Here is a 15,008-nt window from a genome sequence, read left to right as displayed (position 1 = left end):
GTATTTAACTGCTTTTATGCAAAAGTCTCAACTTGTTTGCCTAGATATTGGCATTTAGTCAGCTCTTCACGAGCGCATGAACTAGCACCGAGTGCTTGGGATCGGCTCACTCAGGGATTAATCTAATTCTGTTTGGGTTTTAATCTCGCTCTGACGCCCTTCCATCTCACGACGCAGTTCGCGACGTCGTTGCGCCGCATTAAAGCGACAAATTTCAATATCATCGCTTGGCTCAAGTGGCGGCACAGGAATTGCCTTACCCTGTTCATCGACTGCCACCATTGTAAAAAAGCAGCTATTGACATGCCGTTGCTCACGCGTGCGAATATTTTCCGCTAGCACACGAATACCCACCTCCATCGATGAGCGGCCGGTATAGTTGACCGAGGCTAAAAAGGTCACTAGCTCGCCGACATGGATGGGCTGTCTAAAAATCACCTGATCCACCGACAGCGTCACCACATATTGACCCGCATAGCGGCTGGCACACGCATAAGCTACTTGATCGAGAAACTTCAAAATCGTGCCACCATGCACATTGCCGGAGAAATTTGCCATATCCGGTGTCATTAATACGGTCATGGAGAGCTTGTGTTTGGCTAAATCTGTCAAAATCAATCCTCGGATAAATTGAAAATAAGAATTATAGTCTGTTATAGTGCTTAACGGTTGTGTGGGCGATAAAATGCTACCCTCTTGACGCACTGACTATTTTCAGTTTTAGGGTGACGCTTAGAGTCGTCGGCAGCATAATCACATATTATGTTCAATCCCTTTGTTTATCATTTATCCAAGGAGTTATCTTATGACGGCGGATATAGAAAAAAAGATTCATCAAACCTTCCAATATTTGCATGACAATGCTGAACTCAGCTGGGAGGAAGTTGAAACCACCAATTATTTGAAAAAACTGCTGGAAGAGCATGGTTGTGAAACCATTACTTTTGATGACTGCACTGGTGTCGTTGGTAAATATGGCAATTTTGACGCTGGTCTTCCTGTGGTTGCGATTCGTGGCGACATTGATGCCTTATGGCAAGAGGTGGATGGAGAATTTAAAGCCAATCACTCTTGTGGTCATGATGCGCACATGTCGATTGCCCTAGGTGCTCTATGGCTATTACAGGCAAGACCTGAGCTTAAGGATAAGGTTGCTTTAAAAGTAGTTTTTCAACCCGCAGAAGAAGTCGGTGCAGGCGCCTTGAAAATGGTTGAAAAAGGAGTGATTGATGATGTGGAGTATTTTTATGGATTACATCTACGTCCCATCGCAGAAACCGTGATGGGACGCGCATCACCAGTGATTATTCATGGGGCTACACGCCGTCTCATTTATGCAATTAAGGGCGATGATGCGCACGCGGCTAGACCTCATCTCAATAAAAACGCTATCGAGATTGGTAGTGAAATATTGCAACTAGTTAGCAATATTCATATTGATCCTAGAATTCCTCACTCTGCCAAAATGACACAATTCCAAGCAGGCGGTAGAAGTGGCAACATCATTCCTGGAAGCGCCACCTTCACACTGGATTTACGTGCTCAAAACAATGACACCATGGAAATCTTAGTGAACAAGGTCAAAAACATTGTCGACAGCATCAAAACGCTATACAACGTGGACATTTCCCTCACTAAGGAGAGTGGCATTGTGGCGGCAGTAACGAATGATGAGGCTATCGCCATTGCTGAGGCTGCCATCATTAAACAGCTTGGTGAAGAAGGCCTAGAAAAGCCTATCGTTACACCAGGTGGCGATGACTTCCATTATTACACCGTTAAAAAGCCCGCATTGAAGGCCACGATGATCGGCTTAGGCTGTGATCTAGAGCCTGGCTTACATCACCCAAACATGCGTTTTAATCATGACGCATTGATCAATGGTGCCAAGGTTCTTTATCAAATGATTTTGGATACCTACAAAATCTAAGTGCAAAGTTTTAGGAAGGAGTCCCACAATGACTGAACACAAAACTAAAAAATCGCTGAAGATGGCTATGCCGGATGCTTTTATCATCATCTTCGCCATCTTAGTCTTGGCTGCGATTGCGACCTATATAATTCCTGCTGGTAGCTATGAGCGCGAGGTGGTGGATAAAATCACGCGTGTTGTACCTAATAGTTATGCTCTGACTGAGGCAAATCCAGCCAATCTCTTATTTATTTTTAAAAGCATCCAGCTAGGGATGATTCAAACCGCCAGTATTATCTTTTTAATCTTAATTATTGGTGGTATTGTCCATGTGATTGAGTCAACGGGCGCAATCAATGCTGGTATTAACCAATTAATTATTAAGACCAAAGGCAATGATCGTTTATTAATTGCCTCAGTGGCGGGCCTATTCGGTGTGTTAGCCTCAATGGGTTTGTCAGCGAATGTGGTGATTGCCTTTATACCCATTGGTATCACCTTAGCACGCTCACTAAAGCTTGATGCCATTACAGGGGTAGCGACCATCTATCTCGGCTACTACGCAGGTATGATCGCAGGGATTTTCGATCCAACCATTTTAGGTTTGGCACAAACCATTGCCGAGCTACCGCTCTTTTCTGGTATGCCTTTACGTGTTGTTATCTTTATCGCCTTAATAAGTATTGTGATTATTTACACCACACGTTATGCCGCTAAAATCAAAAAATCACCTGAGCTTTCTAAGATGGGCGCATTCCCATTTGGCGAAGAAGATGATCCAGAGCTCGTAGCAGAAGCAGAGAAATTGCAATTAGACACGAACTTTACCTTAACGCATAAACTCGTTTTCTTCACTTTTATTGCCTTTATTGGTTTCTTCATCTGGGGTGCCTTTGAATACCGTTGGGGCGTGAATGATTTAGTCGCCATCTTCTTAATGATGGGCGTAGTCATTGCCTTGATTGCACGTATTTCACCCAATGAATTCATCCGTCGATTTATCAAAGGCGCTCAATCCCTAGTGTATGGCGCTTTGGTAGTGGGTTTAGCTCGCGCTATTATTGTTGTACTCTCTGAAGGCAATGTCATGGATACCATTGTGTATGCTGCATTGGTTCCACTAGAGGCCACTTCACAATTCCTTGGTGCGCAGCTGCTTTTTGTCTTTAATATGCTATTCAACCTACTAGTAACCTCGGGCTCAGGTCAAGCCGCCATTGTGATGCCGATTATGGTGCCCATCGTAGATATCTTAGGCATTACACGCCAAACAGGTGCACTTGCCTTTATGTTGGGTGATGGTTTTACCAATATCATTACACCAACCTCGGGCGTACTCATGGCGGTATTAGCCGTTGCCAAGGTTAAGTGGATAGATTGGGTACGCTTCGCCTTCCCGCTACTGCTGATGTGGATTGTGGTCGGGGTGATTGCGGTAGGCTATGCCACCCTCACTGATTATGGACCTTTCTAATCGCCAGACGATGCCCCGTCAACGGAGCTCGACAGTATAGGGAGCTGAGCCCTTCAAGTTGGGTGCTTAGTTTAGTTAGATATGGGACTGATTGCTGTATTCTACAGGACTCAGTCCTTTTAACTTTTAAGTTAATACGATAGCCCAACCGAGCAACAAAAACCCACTAGGGCAAAGCCAAGCTAGTGGATCCTAAGCGACTGATATCGCGAGATTTAGCAATTAAACATCAACAGCCTAAATTTGCTCCTGAGATTGCCGCTGATGGCGTTCAGTTTGATCGACGCTCGTTGCACCCATTGACCAACCTTATTTAGACAAAAAGCGCAACGAGCCACTTGATATTTTGCTAATCAAAAATCTTGCCACGATTCATAATGCCGTTTGGATCAAATACCTCCTTAAGGGCTTTTAAATATTCAATTTCGCAATGGCTACGACTGTATTCTAAGTAAGGCTTTTTGGTCATACCCACGCCATGCTCGGCAGACACCGAACCACCGTATTTCTGTACGGTAGCAAACACCAAATCATTGACCGTGCGACATTTTTCAAAAAACTCGTCTTTAGATAAATCCTCGGGCTTTAAAATATTAAGATGCAAGTTACCGTCGCCAATATGACCGTACCAGCATGTTTCAAAGTTAGGATAGTTCGCATTTATCACGGATTCAATCTCTTTAATAAATTCAGGCACGTAGCTAATTAAAACAGAGACATCATTTTTATACGGTGTAAAGACTGAGATGGTTTCTGAAATATTCTCGCGCAATTTCCAGAGCTCAGCGGCTTGAGCTAGGCTTTGACTCATGACACCATCCACCACCCAGCCATTTTCCATACACTGCTCAAACAAAGCCATGGCCTTATCCATTATCGGCTCATAGGGCGCCTCAAACTCTAATAAGGCATAGTAATTGCTAGACGTTTCAAAGGGACGCTGCACATTGCCAGTGGCCATCAGCTTATCAAGCGCAACCTTATCAAAAAACTCAAAGGCGGTTAAATCAAGTTGCGATTGGAAAGCTGATAAGACATGCATCACATGATCAAACTCCTCCAAACCAAATACCATCACAGTAAGATTCTGTGGTGCCCGTTCTAGTTTAATTTGTGCCTTAGTGACGATGCCTAGGGTACCCTCCGCACCGATAAATAGATGACGTAAATCATAACCGGTCGCATTTTTAATCATGCCGCGATTAAGTTCGAGAATATCACCTTTGCCCGTGACCACTGTCAAGCCTAAGACCCAGTTACGGGTCAAACCATAACGAATGACCTTAATGCCACCCGCATTCGTGCCAATATTACCGCCTATTTGGCTAGACCCTGCCGATGCAAAATCGACCGGATAGTAAAGCCCCTTCTCCTCAGCAAATTGCTGTAGTTGTTCGGTAATTACTCCTGCCTCGACTTCAACCATTCGGTCAGCAGCAAAAAAACGACCGATATTGTTCATTTTGTCCATGCTGATAACGATTTCACCATTGCTGGCGACTGCCCCGGCTGATAAGCCGGTGCGACCACCACTTGGAGTAAGCACGAGCTGATGTTCATTGGCCAACTTAATTACCGCCTGAACTTGCTCAGTCGATTTAGGAAAAACAATCGCTGCAGGCGCGGGCTCGAAATGTACGGTCCAGTCCCTACCCCAATGCTTGAGGCTAGCCTCATCAGTCTTGATTTGACTCTCATCAAAGCCATGGTTCTGCTGCAAGGCTTGAAGGACTTGAGTCACGCTTTCAACCTTGGTCACAACTAATTTATCTTTTGACATGTATATACCCTAAAAACACAGAAGCAACCCTGCTGATTTTTTAAAGAAAGGTTGCTTCCTAGACTGTGATAATGCTTGAGAATGAATACGTTTTGAGCTCAACTACTTGCTAGCTTGCTTTTTCAAATACTCAATACAGTATTCCTTACTCCTTTCTTGCATCATACGATACAACTCAAGTTCATCATGAACCGGCGCACCCAGCGCTTTTTCAAAATCATCTTGATTCGAGCTCTCACGATAACCCCCTTGTTGGGCATCTTTTAAATTGGAATGAAAGATGCCGGCAGCACTGACGGGCAAAAAGTCCTCATAGACAATGGGTTCAATGCGTAATACACCATTGCTTATTAACTCATCCATCGCTTGGTGTGAGCTCGCCTTGTCTATCATAGCCTCATTTACCTGATAATAGAAATAAGCGAGTCCCTGCTCGTGCATACTGTGATAGTCATCCGGAAACGCCTCAAAGGCCTGGGATAGCAATTTATAATACTCATCCGCATTCGTGGCATTTGGCGTTGCGCCCAACTGACTTCGAGCAGCATTTAGCAACTGATCATAAAGCACTCGGCCTTTAGGCGTAAGCGCCACACCGCGTTGCTCAATTTCACCAAAGCGTGCCGTATGAGTCCCTGCCACCGTGCTGCCCTCTTCCCCCGTGAAATTCACCGCCTCTTCTAGCGCCTTAAAGCTGGTCTGGCGTAATAAGATGGGGCATTGACGACGCGGTGGCCCCTCAATAATATCTTTAGGAGGAATATTGCGCTGACTCATACCCTTTTGAACCAAATCAATATCTAAGGTTCTGGGGGTTAAGTGATTAATATGAGGGCCTTTAAAACCGACAATATCCGCAATTAATCCATGCTGACTTAATAGCTGATCGTATAATTCCTTGCTAATAGGTGAAGACTCATGCCAGCGGAACGTTTCTAAGGCTTCAAGCACAAACTCTTCACCCTGCTCTTGGCTAAGGCCACCTTGCTCCTCAAAGCATTCGATTAACTCAACTACTCTATCTGTAAAAATATTCCGCTTAGCTAATGCTTGCTTGGCCTGATTGCGTAAAGCCTCATCCTCAATCAGCTCCAAGCGTAATAACGAAGTAAAGACTCTAAAGGGACTGATATTTAAGGACTCTGTACTCAATGCACGAAACGCAGTAGAATGCACCGGCACGCCGGCGGGCGTTAAATCATAGTAACCCACTGGATGCATGCCCATCACGGCAAATAAACGTCTCATCGTATTTAATTCTTGTGCCGTACCAACCCGTATCGCACCATGTCTTTCCGCAGCAAGACGCTCAAGCTCACCCGTGTTAATTAGCTGCTGCTTAATGTCTGGTTGCTGCTGCATCACGAGTTCATTCACGTCGTCTACCAATTCAATTAAATCGGTATACAGTGGCACCTCCTTTTGGTACATCGCCGACATCGCCTGTGAAAACTTGAGTCGAATATCATCGCTGCTCATGAAATTTTTCTCATTCATCCTGAATTACCTCAATACTCGAAGATTATGTAGTCTCTTATAAAAATTTTACTCAGCGAGGGTGCTGAGCACGTGTTCTAAAATATCCAAGCCTGCTTCCAAAGTCTCTGGCTCAATGGTTAAAGGCGGTAATAAGCGGATAATATGACGATCCTTACCACTAGGCATCAGTAACAAGCCTTTTTCACGCGCCCTTGACAGTACCTGAGTCATAATTTCTGGCGCAGTACCCTGTTCGGGATGGCGCAATTCAATACCGCGCATGGCACCAATGCCTGTTATTTTGCACAACCAGTTAGACAACCCCTCAGACTGCCAACGCGCAAAGCGAGTTAGCAAGCTCTGCTCGTATGCTTGTGCTGACAACCAGACCTGCCCTTCTGCCATGATATCAAGCGTGGCATTAGCGGCGGCGCATGCGACAGGGTTACCCGAGTAGGTTCCGCCTAAACTACCCTTAGGCAGTCCATTGATGATCGAGTCCTTGCCAATGACCGCCCCCAAGGGGAGACCGCCGGCAATACTTTTACCCAATAGTATAAGATCCGGCTCTATCCCTAAATGAGTAAATGCAAACGGGGTCCCAGTTCTACCAAAGCCAGATTGAATTTCGTCCATTATCAGCAAGATACCATGCTCATCACAGAAAGAGCGCAAATACTTGGCAAAGGTTTTGGACAGCACTTGGAATCCACCCTCACCTTGTACTGGCTCCACAATGATGGCACCAATATTGTTGATATCCGTTTCAACCGTCATCAAGCGGTCTAATGCTGCTATCGACTGCTCATCAGGGATATCATTATCTGGACTTGGAAAAGGAATATGATAGACGCTACCGGGCAAAGGACCTAAGGCAGTTTTATAGGGTGCCACCTTGCCATTTAAGTTAACAGAGGCCAGGGTGCGGCCATGAAAACCCCCATCAAAGGCAATGACCCCCACTCGACCCGTTCTCATGCGCGCAATTTTAAGCGCATTTTCCGTCGCTTCAGCGCCGCTATTAGTCAGCATACCCGACAACCCACCGCTGATGGGTATCACTTCACAGAGACGTGGCATTAAGCGTTGATAGGCCTGATGGCCCGCCGCATTGTAGGCATAATGAATTAAATGCTCGGCTTGCTTTTGGATCGCCGCCACAATGCTTGGATGACAATGGCCAAAGTTTAACACTCCAATACCACCAACAAAGTCAATGTAGGCCTTGTTTTGATCATCCCACACAATGGCATTTTTACCCTTGATAAGGGTAATCGGGTGCACCATGGTAAAGGCATCTACCACATTATATAAATTCGTCATATCCGTTCTTAGATCCTCTAAATCATCTTGCTTCATTTGAACAGATGTAGCCTACATAGACAAACGAATAAAAGTTAGCCATGCATTCCTTTTGCTATGGCTATGCGCATTTAAATACTTAGCGACTAAGGTCTATCCATCTCAGCATGTTGTTCTAGGTACTTAGTAATCCAGTTCAACATCGCCTTGACCCGATAACTATTATCTAAAGATAAAGGATATGACATATAGTAGGAACCATTACCCTTAGCGATGTAATCCCACACTTTGACTAATTGACCACTCAACATTTCAGGTTCCACTAGCCGCTGAGGAACGAGTGCGACTCCATAGCCCATTAATGCTGCGGAGATGATGGCATAAAAGGTATCAAAGCGAGGGCCATTAAAGTTATTTTCAATACTAATTGATTGCTGCTTAAAGTAATCATGCCAAGCGCTAGGTCTAGAGATCAGATGCAGCAAGGTCACATCATTCACCCCCAGACCGGCTGAGCTTATTTTTTCTAAATAGGCTGGTGAGCAGACTGCCACACAGTACTCATCGAATAACTTAATTGAGTGCATGCCAGCCCACACACCGCTACCATATAAAAAAGCGATATCGACATCATGCTCTTCAGAGAAAAAAGGACCCACTTGCTCTTTTATTTCAACAGAAATTAAAGGATAGGCTTGATTAAATCCAAGCATCGCTGGCACCAACCAGCGTGCACAAAAGGTAGGATGAGACGTTATTTTTAGCGTTTCTACGTTGTCGGCGGTTGACATCAAGGAGATGGTAGCCGCTTCAATATGCTTTAAAACATCTAAAATCTCGAGGTAGTACCTTTTACCGGCAGGTGTTAAAAAAATACGTTGTGCAGCTCGATAAAACAGTGGTGTATTGATCATTTCCTCCAGCTGCGACACCTGCTTACTCACCGCACTTTGTGTCATATTCAGCTCCTGTGCTGCCTTAGTAAAACTCAAATATCGAGCAGATGACTCAAAGCACTGCAATGCCGTTGTGGAAGGGTATTTTTTAAAACTCAGTGAATCTAGGGTCTGCTTCATTACTTAAATACATCGGGTGGAGGATAAAGATTGGAACATAAGCAATCCTCTCTTAAATCAAAGCTACGCATAACTAGAGTTTACCTTGAGATTGCAAATTGCCCTTAGCGTTGTTGCCCAAACTATACATGTCAAGCGAAGCCAGCTGGTCAAATATCGCCTTCGCTGTTAATATTTTGATATCATTCTTACAATTATTTTACACATCAGATAAATAAGATTGCCCTGATTTTAGACGACATTTCACTGCACAAAAGTAACTAATCCCGTTTCAGCTTTTTAAGTTTCAAACAACACGAACGGAGGTGGCGTGTACAGGGTTTGAGAAAAGCGCATCCGCATCAAATATCAGCCATTACATTGACGCACAACGTCGATTCACCTTTATAATGACTTTGCGACTACGCTTGCCTTCTAAATCAAGGTCTGAGTAACGCACCATACAACTTAAGTAAAAAGATTCTAGTGAGGAAATACAATGCGCAATACGGATTTTGTTAGTACTGTTTTTGATGGTCCCGATAAGCCGAATAAAGCCACAATCGCTTTTACCATGTCACTCGCTGCCCTTAAAAAGGGACATAGTTGCACCGTGATCTTAATGGGGGATGCCTCTCACTATGCCAAAGCCGGCGGCGCCGATGGCATTCACATTGGTGAGCCCTTTGCCGCTTTAGCTACTTTAATGCAGGAATTTATCGAGCTTGGTGGACAGATTGTGGGTTGTAAATCATGCATTATTCATCAAGGGATTCAGCTAGATGACGTGCAGCCCGAGTATGAAGTTATCACGGCACCGGATGTGGTGGATCTACTCATGGCCAGTAAGGGCTCATTACAGCTAACTTAGTTTTCGCTTAAGGGCTAAGCTAGTACTTAGCGCTTTACTCCACGTGATAAGCCCCATGTACACCTGTTCAGTTGTGTTGCGCTGCGGTCATGATCAGTGGTAGCTGCATCCCTATGTACTTGTTCACTAAACTTAGCATAGCAGTAATATAGAGGCTGATAAGGGGATAACAAAACGAACTGATCAGCATAAAATTCCACTGTCTGTGTTAGCATCACATAGAGTCATTTAACTAGTAAGGAATTTTTATGAGCAAAGTCACGATTTACCACAATCCACGCTGTGGCACCTCACGCAATGTCTTAGCACTGATTAATGCGACCACAGCGGAGCTTGAAGTCATTGAGTATTTAAAAACACCACCAAGCAAAGAGCAATTAGCCAAACTCGTGGCTGATTCAGGTCTTGCGATACGTGATTTTATGCGCCAAAAAGAAAGTCTTTACCAAGAAAATGATCTTGATAATGCAAAATGGAGCGATGAGGAGCTGCTTGATTGGATGGTTAAAGAGCCTATTTTGATGAATCGCCCCGTGGTCGTCACTGAGGCTGGGACGCGGTTATGTCGTCCTAAAGAAGTCTTATTTGAGATTCTCCCAGCCGCTAAAGCAGCAGACAACTAAGCCCTCACTGAATCCTGCATTGACGTCTTATAGGAGGAGAAGTCAATGCAGTCTTTAAGTATATCGATACCGACACAAGGACCATAGGCCACAATTTCAATCAAGCTAGACGGTCGTAATCAAGTTATGTTAAACGAACATACATCGCCTCATCGTGCAAATCATGGGTTTATTCGCTCTCTGCCGAGTCAGGCACGCTTTTTAAAGTTCATGTCCTATGGGCGATTAGTCCTAAGTCTTTTGCTTTTGTTGCTACTTATCCATGGCTTAGTTAGGGATAATCCATGGCATTTGCCTATTTTGGCCATTTTGCAGATTGCGCTGTCCATGGCGGTAGTAAGCGTGCTGTTATTCTACGCTTATCAGCGACATTATTCGCTTGAACAATTAATGCGATTTAGCCTGATGCTAGATGTCTTCTTCCTGAGTGAGCTGATTTATTTTACCGGTGGCGCAGCCAATCCAATTACCGTCTTGTATTTTCTGCCCATCATTAATGCGTCTTTGTTTTGTAGCCCACGCTTTGCCCAAGGATTAACCATAGCGGCGATATTGTGTTATTTATTGCTCTTTTTTCATTACTGGCCTTTATCAATTTTTGAGCACACGATGACTATGCACGGCGCGCATGATGAGCAAGGTGATAGTTCCATGCTATTTCATCTCATTGGCATGTGGATTACCTTTTCATTGTCCGCTTTTTTAGCGATGAGTTGGATTTCCAATTTAGCCCAAACCGTACGTCGACACGAGCTAAATTTACAACAAGCCTATCAACGACAGCAGGAAAATGAGTATTGGTTAGTGACTGGTATGCAAACAGCGATGCTAGCGCATGAGCTTTCTACCCCTTTGAATAACCTAGAACTCATCTACGAAGAGCTCAATAGCCACCCTAATTTACCGTCTTCAGCTAAAGAGGATGTTGCTTTGATGGCTGCACAACTGGCGCAAAGTAAGGCCAGCTTAGAACGTTTGAAGCAGTTTACACCGCCTCAAGAACAAGCAGTTTTACTCTACCAGGAGCTGCAAGAGCGCTTACGCCACTGGCACAATCTACGTCCAGAAGCGCAGTGCCTTTGGCAGCGAGGCCATGATGATACCGCAGACTATCGTGTTTTACTGCACGAGAGTTTCTGGTACGCTTTTTTCAATATTTTAAATAACGCAGCCGATGCCGGTGATCAAAGCGTTGAGTTGCATACGCAAGTTAATGCTGATAGTGAACTACTCGTCACGATTTATAACCGTAAAGGTCATTTAAGTGAGCAGCAATTAAATCAAGCTGGACTCAATATCGTTGAGTCTGAAAAACCTTTTGGCTTAGGTCTTGGCGTGCGTTTGGCGCATGCTAGCTTATCGCGACTAGGCGGTAGTCTGGAATTAAGCAATCACAGTGAAGGTGGTGTCATTGCCACCATTCTTTTACCCTTAACGGTGTTGCAAAGCTTTGGAGCGTAGTTGATGTCCTTACACCCCTACCTATTAATTGATGATAATGATGCCTTTGCCTCCTTATTAATCAGGGGCTTTGGGCGTCAAGGCCTGGAGCTACGCTGGGCTCAAACAGGTGAGCAAGCGTTGCAGCAGAGTGGACCTTTTGAGGGAATTATTTTAGATTTAAACTTAGGTCAGGAAAGCGGTCTTAGGTTATTACCTGAGCTCTTAGCACATTTCCCACAGACTAAGATCTTAATTCTGACCGGCTACGCCAGCATTAGCACCGCAGTTAATGCCATTAAAATGGGCGCAACCAATTATTTACCCAAGCCCGCGAATGTAGACAGCATTTTGCAGGCCTTGGAGGGTGAGGTTTTGGCAGAGGAAACTAATGACACCGAGGGTTTTGAAACACCCTCACTAAAACGTATAACATGGGAGCATATTCAATACGCATTGGATAGTCATAACGGTAATATCTCCGCCACTGCGAGAAGTCTTGGTATGCACCGCCGAACCTTGCAGCGTATGCTGAATAAGCGGCCAGTAAAAAAATAAAAGCAGCAGTGCGACAATTTGTCGCATGGTCAAAGCACCTAAGATAACGCATAATCCTTTGTTAATTTGTAAGAAAATGATAGAGGGATATTATGTATTCGCATAAGCCATTAGTTTTGGTTTTAGCCTATGCTTTTTCTAGCGTAGCTTGGGCGCAGGGAGTTAAGGAGCCCGATGTCCAGCAATTACAAGATTTGGTAGTGATGGTTGCACCGACCCATGAACCGAATACAGTCTGTTTAAATCCAAAAAGTGCCTTTCAACCCATGCCTGCAACCGATGGTGCAGGTTTATTAAAAGCCATTCCTAATATGGGCATAATTCGTAAGGGTGGTATGTCAGGTGAGCCACTGTTTCGCGGTTTAGGCGGTTCACGTTTAGGTATTTATTCTAATGATAGTCAGTTTTTTGGTGGCTGCCCAGGTCGTATGGATCCACCGACGGCTTATATTTTTCCTCAAACATATGATGAAGTGATCTTGACCAAAGGCCCTCAGACCGTTGTGGCTGGTCCTGGTCAGATTGCCGGTTCGGTCCAGTTTAATCGTAAGCCATACTATTTTGATGAGCCGGGCATTGAGGCTGACGGTAGTCTCACGGTCGGTAGTTTTAACCGTTTTGATGGCTATGGCGCCGTTACGGCTGGTATGCCTTGGGGGTATATCCACGCCAACGCGACACGCAACACCTCCCGAGATTATAAAGACGGTGATGGTAACGGCGTACACTCGGCCTATCAGCGTCATTCCCAACAATTTGCTTTGGGTATCACGCCCGATCCTGATAGTGTGATTGAGTTTGGCTATCAACACTCCAGAGGTTGGGCTGCTTATGGTGACCGCGGTATGGATGGTTCGATTTTTGATCGAGATGCCTTTAGCCTCAGAGCAGAAAAACGCAATATTTCCTCGTGGCTGTCTGAACTAAGCTTTAATTATGGCTACAGCTATGTAGATCATGTGATGGATAACTACCGTCACCGTACCCACACGGCACCCATGTTTATGGCGATGAACCCCGATCGTCGCACGCAAACTGCACGCCTAAAAGCAACCCTCGAGCTTGCTAATACCACCACTGAATTAGGTCTGGATTTTATGTGGGATCGTCACCGTGGACGCATGGGTCGTGGCATGAATCGTGCCATGGCCGAACGTTATAAACAAGCGGATCGCAAAGAGAATCAGAAGTTTAATCAGTGGGGTTTATTTGCTGAGACCACATGGCGCCTTAACGACGTGCAACGCCTCGTTGGAGGCTTACGCTATGATCGTATCACCGGTCGCTATTTTGGTGAGATGGGCAAAGGGGTTGCACTTAAACACAGCCATCCAGATCTCATGAAAAAAACCTACCATATGGGTGCCGGTTTCTTACGCTATGAGCATGATATTAATAACTTCACTTTCTATGCGGGTTACGGTATTGCTCAACGGGCACCAGACTTTTGGGAGCGTGATAAGCTTAATGGCTGGTTTATCAAGCCTGAAACTAACCACGAAATTGATTTAGGGTTGATTTATCGCAGTCACAAGGTAGAGGCGTCCTTAACCGTGTTTGCCAGTCAACTAGAGAATTTTATTCTGATTGATGCCGACAAAGCACGCAATATTAGAGCGCGTCGTTACGGTTTTGAGGGTGATATAAATTATGAGTTCGTAGCAAATTGGCATATCGGAACTTCAATCGCTTACACACATGGTCAAAACCGTAGCGATAAACATGCCTTAGCGCAAACACCACCATTAGAGGCCAATAGCTATATTGGCTATGACAACGGCAGCGTATCGGCGAATTTCTTGATGCGTAATGTCGCTCGACAAAATCGCTACGCCAAAGGCCAAGGTAATATTGTTGGTACCGATAACGGACCATCGTCCGGCTTTACTGTGTTTTCAGCAAACGTATCCTATCAGTTAACGAAAAACTTCAGTTTAAGTGGTGGGGTCGACAATATATTTAATCGCACGTATCGTGAGTTTATTAATCGTAGCTCAGCCGATATTGCCGATTATAACCCAATTGTAGGTCAACAAATCAACGAACCAGGTCGCCAATTCTGGTTGCGTTTACAGGGGACTTACTAATCGTTTAATGGCACTGGTAGCGGAGAAGCAGTGCTATTAAAAATGCCTCCCTCTTTAGGCAACATCGAGTAGGGTGAGGTTTCGGCCTCACCCTACTCACCCAAGACTAGCGATAGCGATTGTTTAGCAGTCCTATCGCTTTCATTTATCCTAAAGGCACAACCCGCCTCAAATCCCACCTAAATACACAGTCTTCACGTATAAGTCAGTAATTAGGCATGGCATCGCTGGCTAATAAGCTATAAGTATCCGAAGCGCCAGTTGCGTAAACTGTGAAGTAAGTATGTAGAAAAATATCGATATGTTTTGTATAGTTTTATTTGTGGAGGCAATAGCTAATCGCAACAAAGCTAACGATGCGTCTAAAACAGCCATAATTACTCTTAGTTAGCGCACAATCGAGTAGGGTGAGGTTTGCACCTCATCC

General features: G+C 44.7%; 12 protein-coding genes. 7 read left to right on the top strand and 5 right to left on the bottom strand.

Annotated features, from left to right (window positions below):
- Positions 1-117: 117 nt before the first annotated feature.
- Entirely contained in the window at positions 118-612 is a 495-nt protein-coding gene (locus tag HMPREF3144_RS03810) for an acyl-CoA thioesterase (RefSeq protein WP_018026501.1), read from the bottom strand.
- 193 nt (positions 613-805) lie between these two features.
- Between HMPREF3144_RS03810 and HMPREF3144_RS03805 the strand changes: the two genes are divergently transcribed.
- On the top strand, positions 806-1,930 hold the full coding sequence (locus HMPREF3144_RS03805; protein WP_018026500.1) for a M20 peptidase aminoacylase family protein: 1,125 nt from the start codon (positions 806-808) through the stop codon (positions 1,928-1,930).
- 28 nt (positions 1,931-1,958) lie between these two features.
- Positions 1,959-3,386: a YfcC family protein gene (locus HMPREF3144_RS03800; protein WP_018026499.1), complete on the top strand. Its 1,428-nt coding sequence runs from the start codon at positions 1,959-1,961 to the stop codon at positions 3,384-3,386.
- Positions 3,387-3,735: 349 nt separating this feature from the next.
- Here HMPREF3144_RS03800 and HMPREF3144_RS03795 read toward each other — a convergent pair whose 3' ends face one another.
- From HMPREF3144_RS03795 to HMPREF3144_RS03780, 4 genes are all read right to left on the bottom strand, one after another.
- Positions 3,736-5,166, bottom strand: coding sequence for an FAD-binding oxidoreductase (locus HMPREF3144_RS03795; protein ID WP_048768622.1), 1,431 nt, complete (start codon positions 5,164-5,166; stop codon positions 3,736-3,738).
- A 102-nt stretch (positions 5,167-5,268) separates the two neighbouring features.
- Complete coding sequence (locus tag HMPREF3144_RS03790; protein WP_070476486.1) at positions 5,269-6,663, bottom strand: 2-oxoadipate dioxygenase/decarboxylase HglS; 1,395 nt, start codon at positions 6,661-6,663, stop codon at positions 5,269-5,271.
- A gap of 48 nt (positions 6,664-6,711) precedes the next feature.
- Positions 6,712-8,004, bottom strand: coding sequence for a 2-aminoadipate transaminase (locus HMPREF3144_RS03785; RefSeq protein ID WP_246823855.1), 1,293 nt, complete (start codon positions 8,002-8,004; stop codon positions 6,712-6,714).
- Positions 8,005-8,093: 89 nt separating this feature from the next.
- Positions 8,094-9,023 (bottom strand): LysR substrate-binding domain-containing protein, encoded by a 930-nt coding sequence (locus HMPREF3144_RS03780; RefSeq protein WP_070476483.1) that lies wholly within the window; start codon positions 9,021-9,023, stop codon positions 8,094-8,096.
- Between the two features lie 478 nt (positions 9,024-9,501).
- Between HMPREF3144_RS03780 and HMPREF3144_RS03775 the strand changes: the two genes are divergently transcribed.
- The 5 genes from HMPREF3144_RS03775 (at position 9,502) to HMPREF3144_RS03755 (ending at position 14,581) form a co-directional block, all read left to right on the top strand.
- On the top strand, positions 9,502-9,873 hold the full coding sequence (locus HMPREF3144_RS03775) for a DsrE family protein (protein ID WP_048768614.1): 372 nt from the start codon (positions 9,502-9,504) through the stop codon (positions 9,871-9,873).
- Between the two features lie 248 nt (positions 9,874-10,121).
- Positions 10,122-10,496, top strand: coding sequence for an arsenate reductase (glutaredoxin) (gene arsC / locus HMPREF3144_RS03770; RefSeq protein ID WP_018026492.1), 375 nt, complete (start codon positions 10,122-10,124; stop codon positions 10,494-10,496).
- Positions 10,497-10,622: 126 nt separating this feature from the next.
- Positions 10,623-11,957 carry an ATP-binding protein gene (locus tag HMPREF3144_RS03765; protein ID WP_246823852.1) on the top strand — a complete coding sequence of 445 codons (1,335 nt, stop codon included), beginning with the start codon at positions 10,623-10,625 and terminating at the stop codon, positions 11,955-11,957.
- Between the two features lie 3 nt (positions 11,958-11,960).
- A complete protein-coding gene (locus HMPREF3144_RS03760; RefSeq protein WP_018026490.1) occupies positions 11,961-12,494 on the top strand; it encodes a response regulator transcription factor in 534 nt (177 codons plus the stop codon).
- Positions 12,495-12,586: 92 nt separating this feature from the next.
- Positions 12,587-14,581, top strand: a complete 1,995-nt coding sequence (locus HMPREF3144_RS03755) for a TonB-dependent copper receptor (RefSeq protein WP_070476481.1) — start codon at positions 12,587-12,589, stop codon at positions 14,579-14,581.
- The last annotated feature ends 427 nt before the right edge of the window (positions 14,582-15,008 follow it).

This window comes from Oligella sp. HMSC05A10 (assembly GCF_001808335.1).
GTDB classification, from domain to species: Bacteria; Pseudomonadota; Gammaproteobacteria; order Burkholderiales; family Burkholderiaceae_B; genus Oligella; species Oligella urethralis.
Note: the sequence above shows the minus strand (reverse complement) of the source record. Positions and strands in the feature narration are given on the sequence as shown.

Excerpts from the sequence above, each read along its gene's own strand:
- HMPREF3144_RS03775 (WP_048768614.1), top strand. The coding sequence starts at position 9,502 with ATGCGCAATACGGATTTTGTTAGTACTGTTTTTGATGGTCCCGATAAG.
- HMPREF3144_RS03805 (WP_018026500.1), top strand. The coding sequence starts at position 806 with ATGACGGCGGATATAGAAAAAAAGATTCATCAAACCTTCCAATATTTG.
- HMPREF3144_RS03780 (WP_070476483.1), bottom strand. The coding sequence starts at position 9,023 with ATGAAGCAGACCCTAGATTCACTGAGTTTTAAAAAATACCCTTCCACA.
- HMPREF3144_RS03800 (WP_018026499.1), top strand. The coding sequence starts at position 1,959 with ATGACTGAACACAAAACTAAAAAATCGCTGAAGATGGCTATGCCGGAT.
- HMPREF3144_RS03765 (WP_246823852.1), top strand. The coding sequence starts at position 10,623 with ATGTTAAACGAACATACATCGCCTCATCGTGCAAATCATGGGTTTATT.
- HMPREF3144_RS03785 (WP_246823855.1), bottom strand. The coding sequence starts at position 8,004 with ATGAAGCAAGATGATTTAGAGGATCTAAGAACGGATATGACGAATTTA.
- HMPREF3144_RS03755 (WP_070476481.1), top strand. The coding sequence starts at position 12,587 with ATGTATTCGCATAAGCCATTAGTTTTGGTTTTAGCCTATGCTTTTTCT.
- HMPREF3144_RS03795 (WP_048768622.1), bottom strand. The coding sequence starts at position 5,166 with ATGTCAAAAGATAAATTAGTTGTGACCAAGGTTGAAAGCGTGACTCAA.
- HMPREF3144_RS03760 (WP_018026490.1), top strand. The coding sequence starts at position 11,961 with ATGTCCTTACACCCCTACCTATTAATTGATGATAATGATGCCTTTGCC.
- arsC (WP_018026492.1), top strand. The coding sequence starts at position 10,122 with ATGAGCAAAGTCACGATTTACCACAATCCACGCTGTGGCACCTCACGC.
- HMPREF3144_RS03790 (WP_070476486.1), bottom strand. The coding sequence starts at position 6,663 with ATGAATGAGAAAAATTTCATGAGCAGCGATGATATTCGACTCAAGTTT.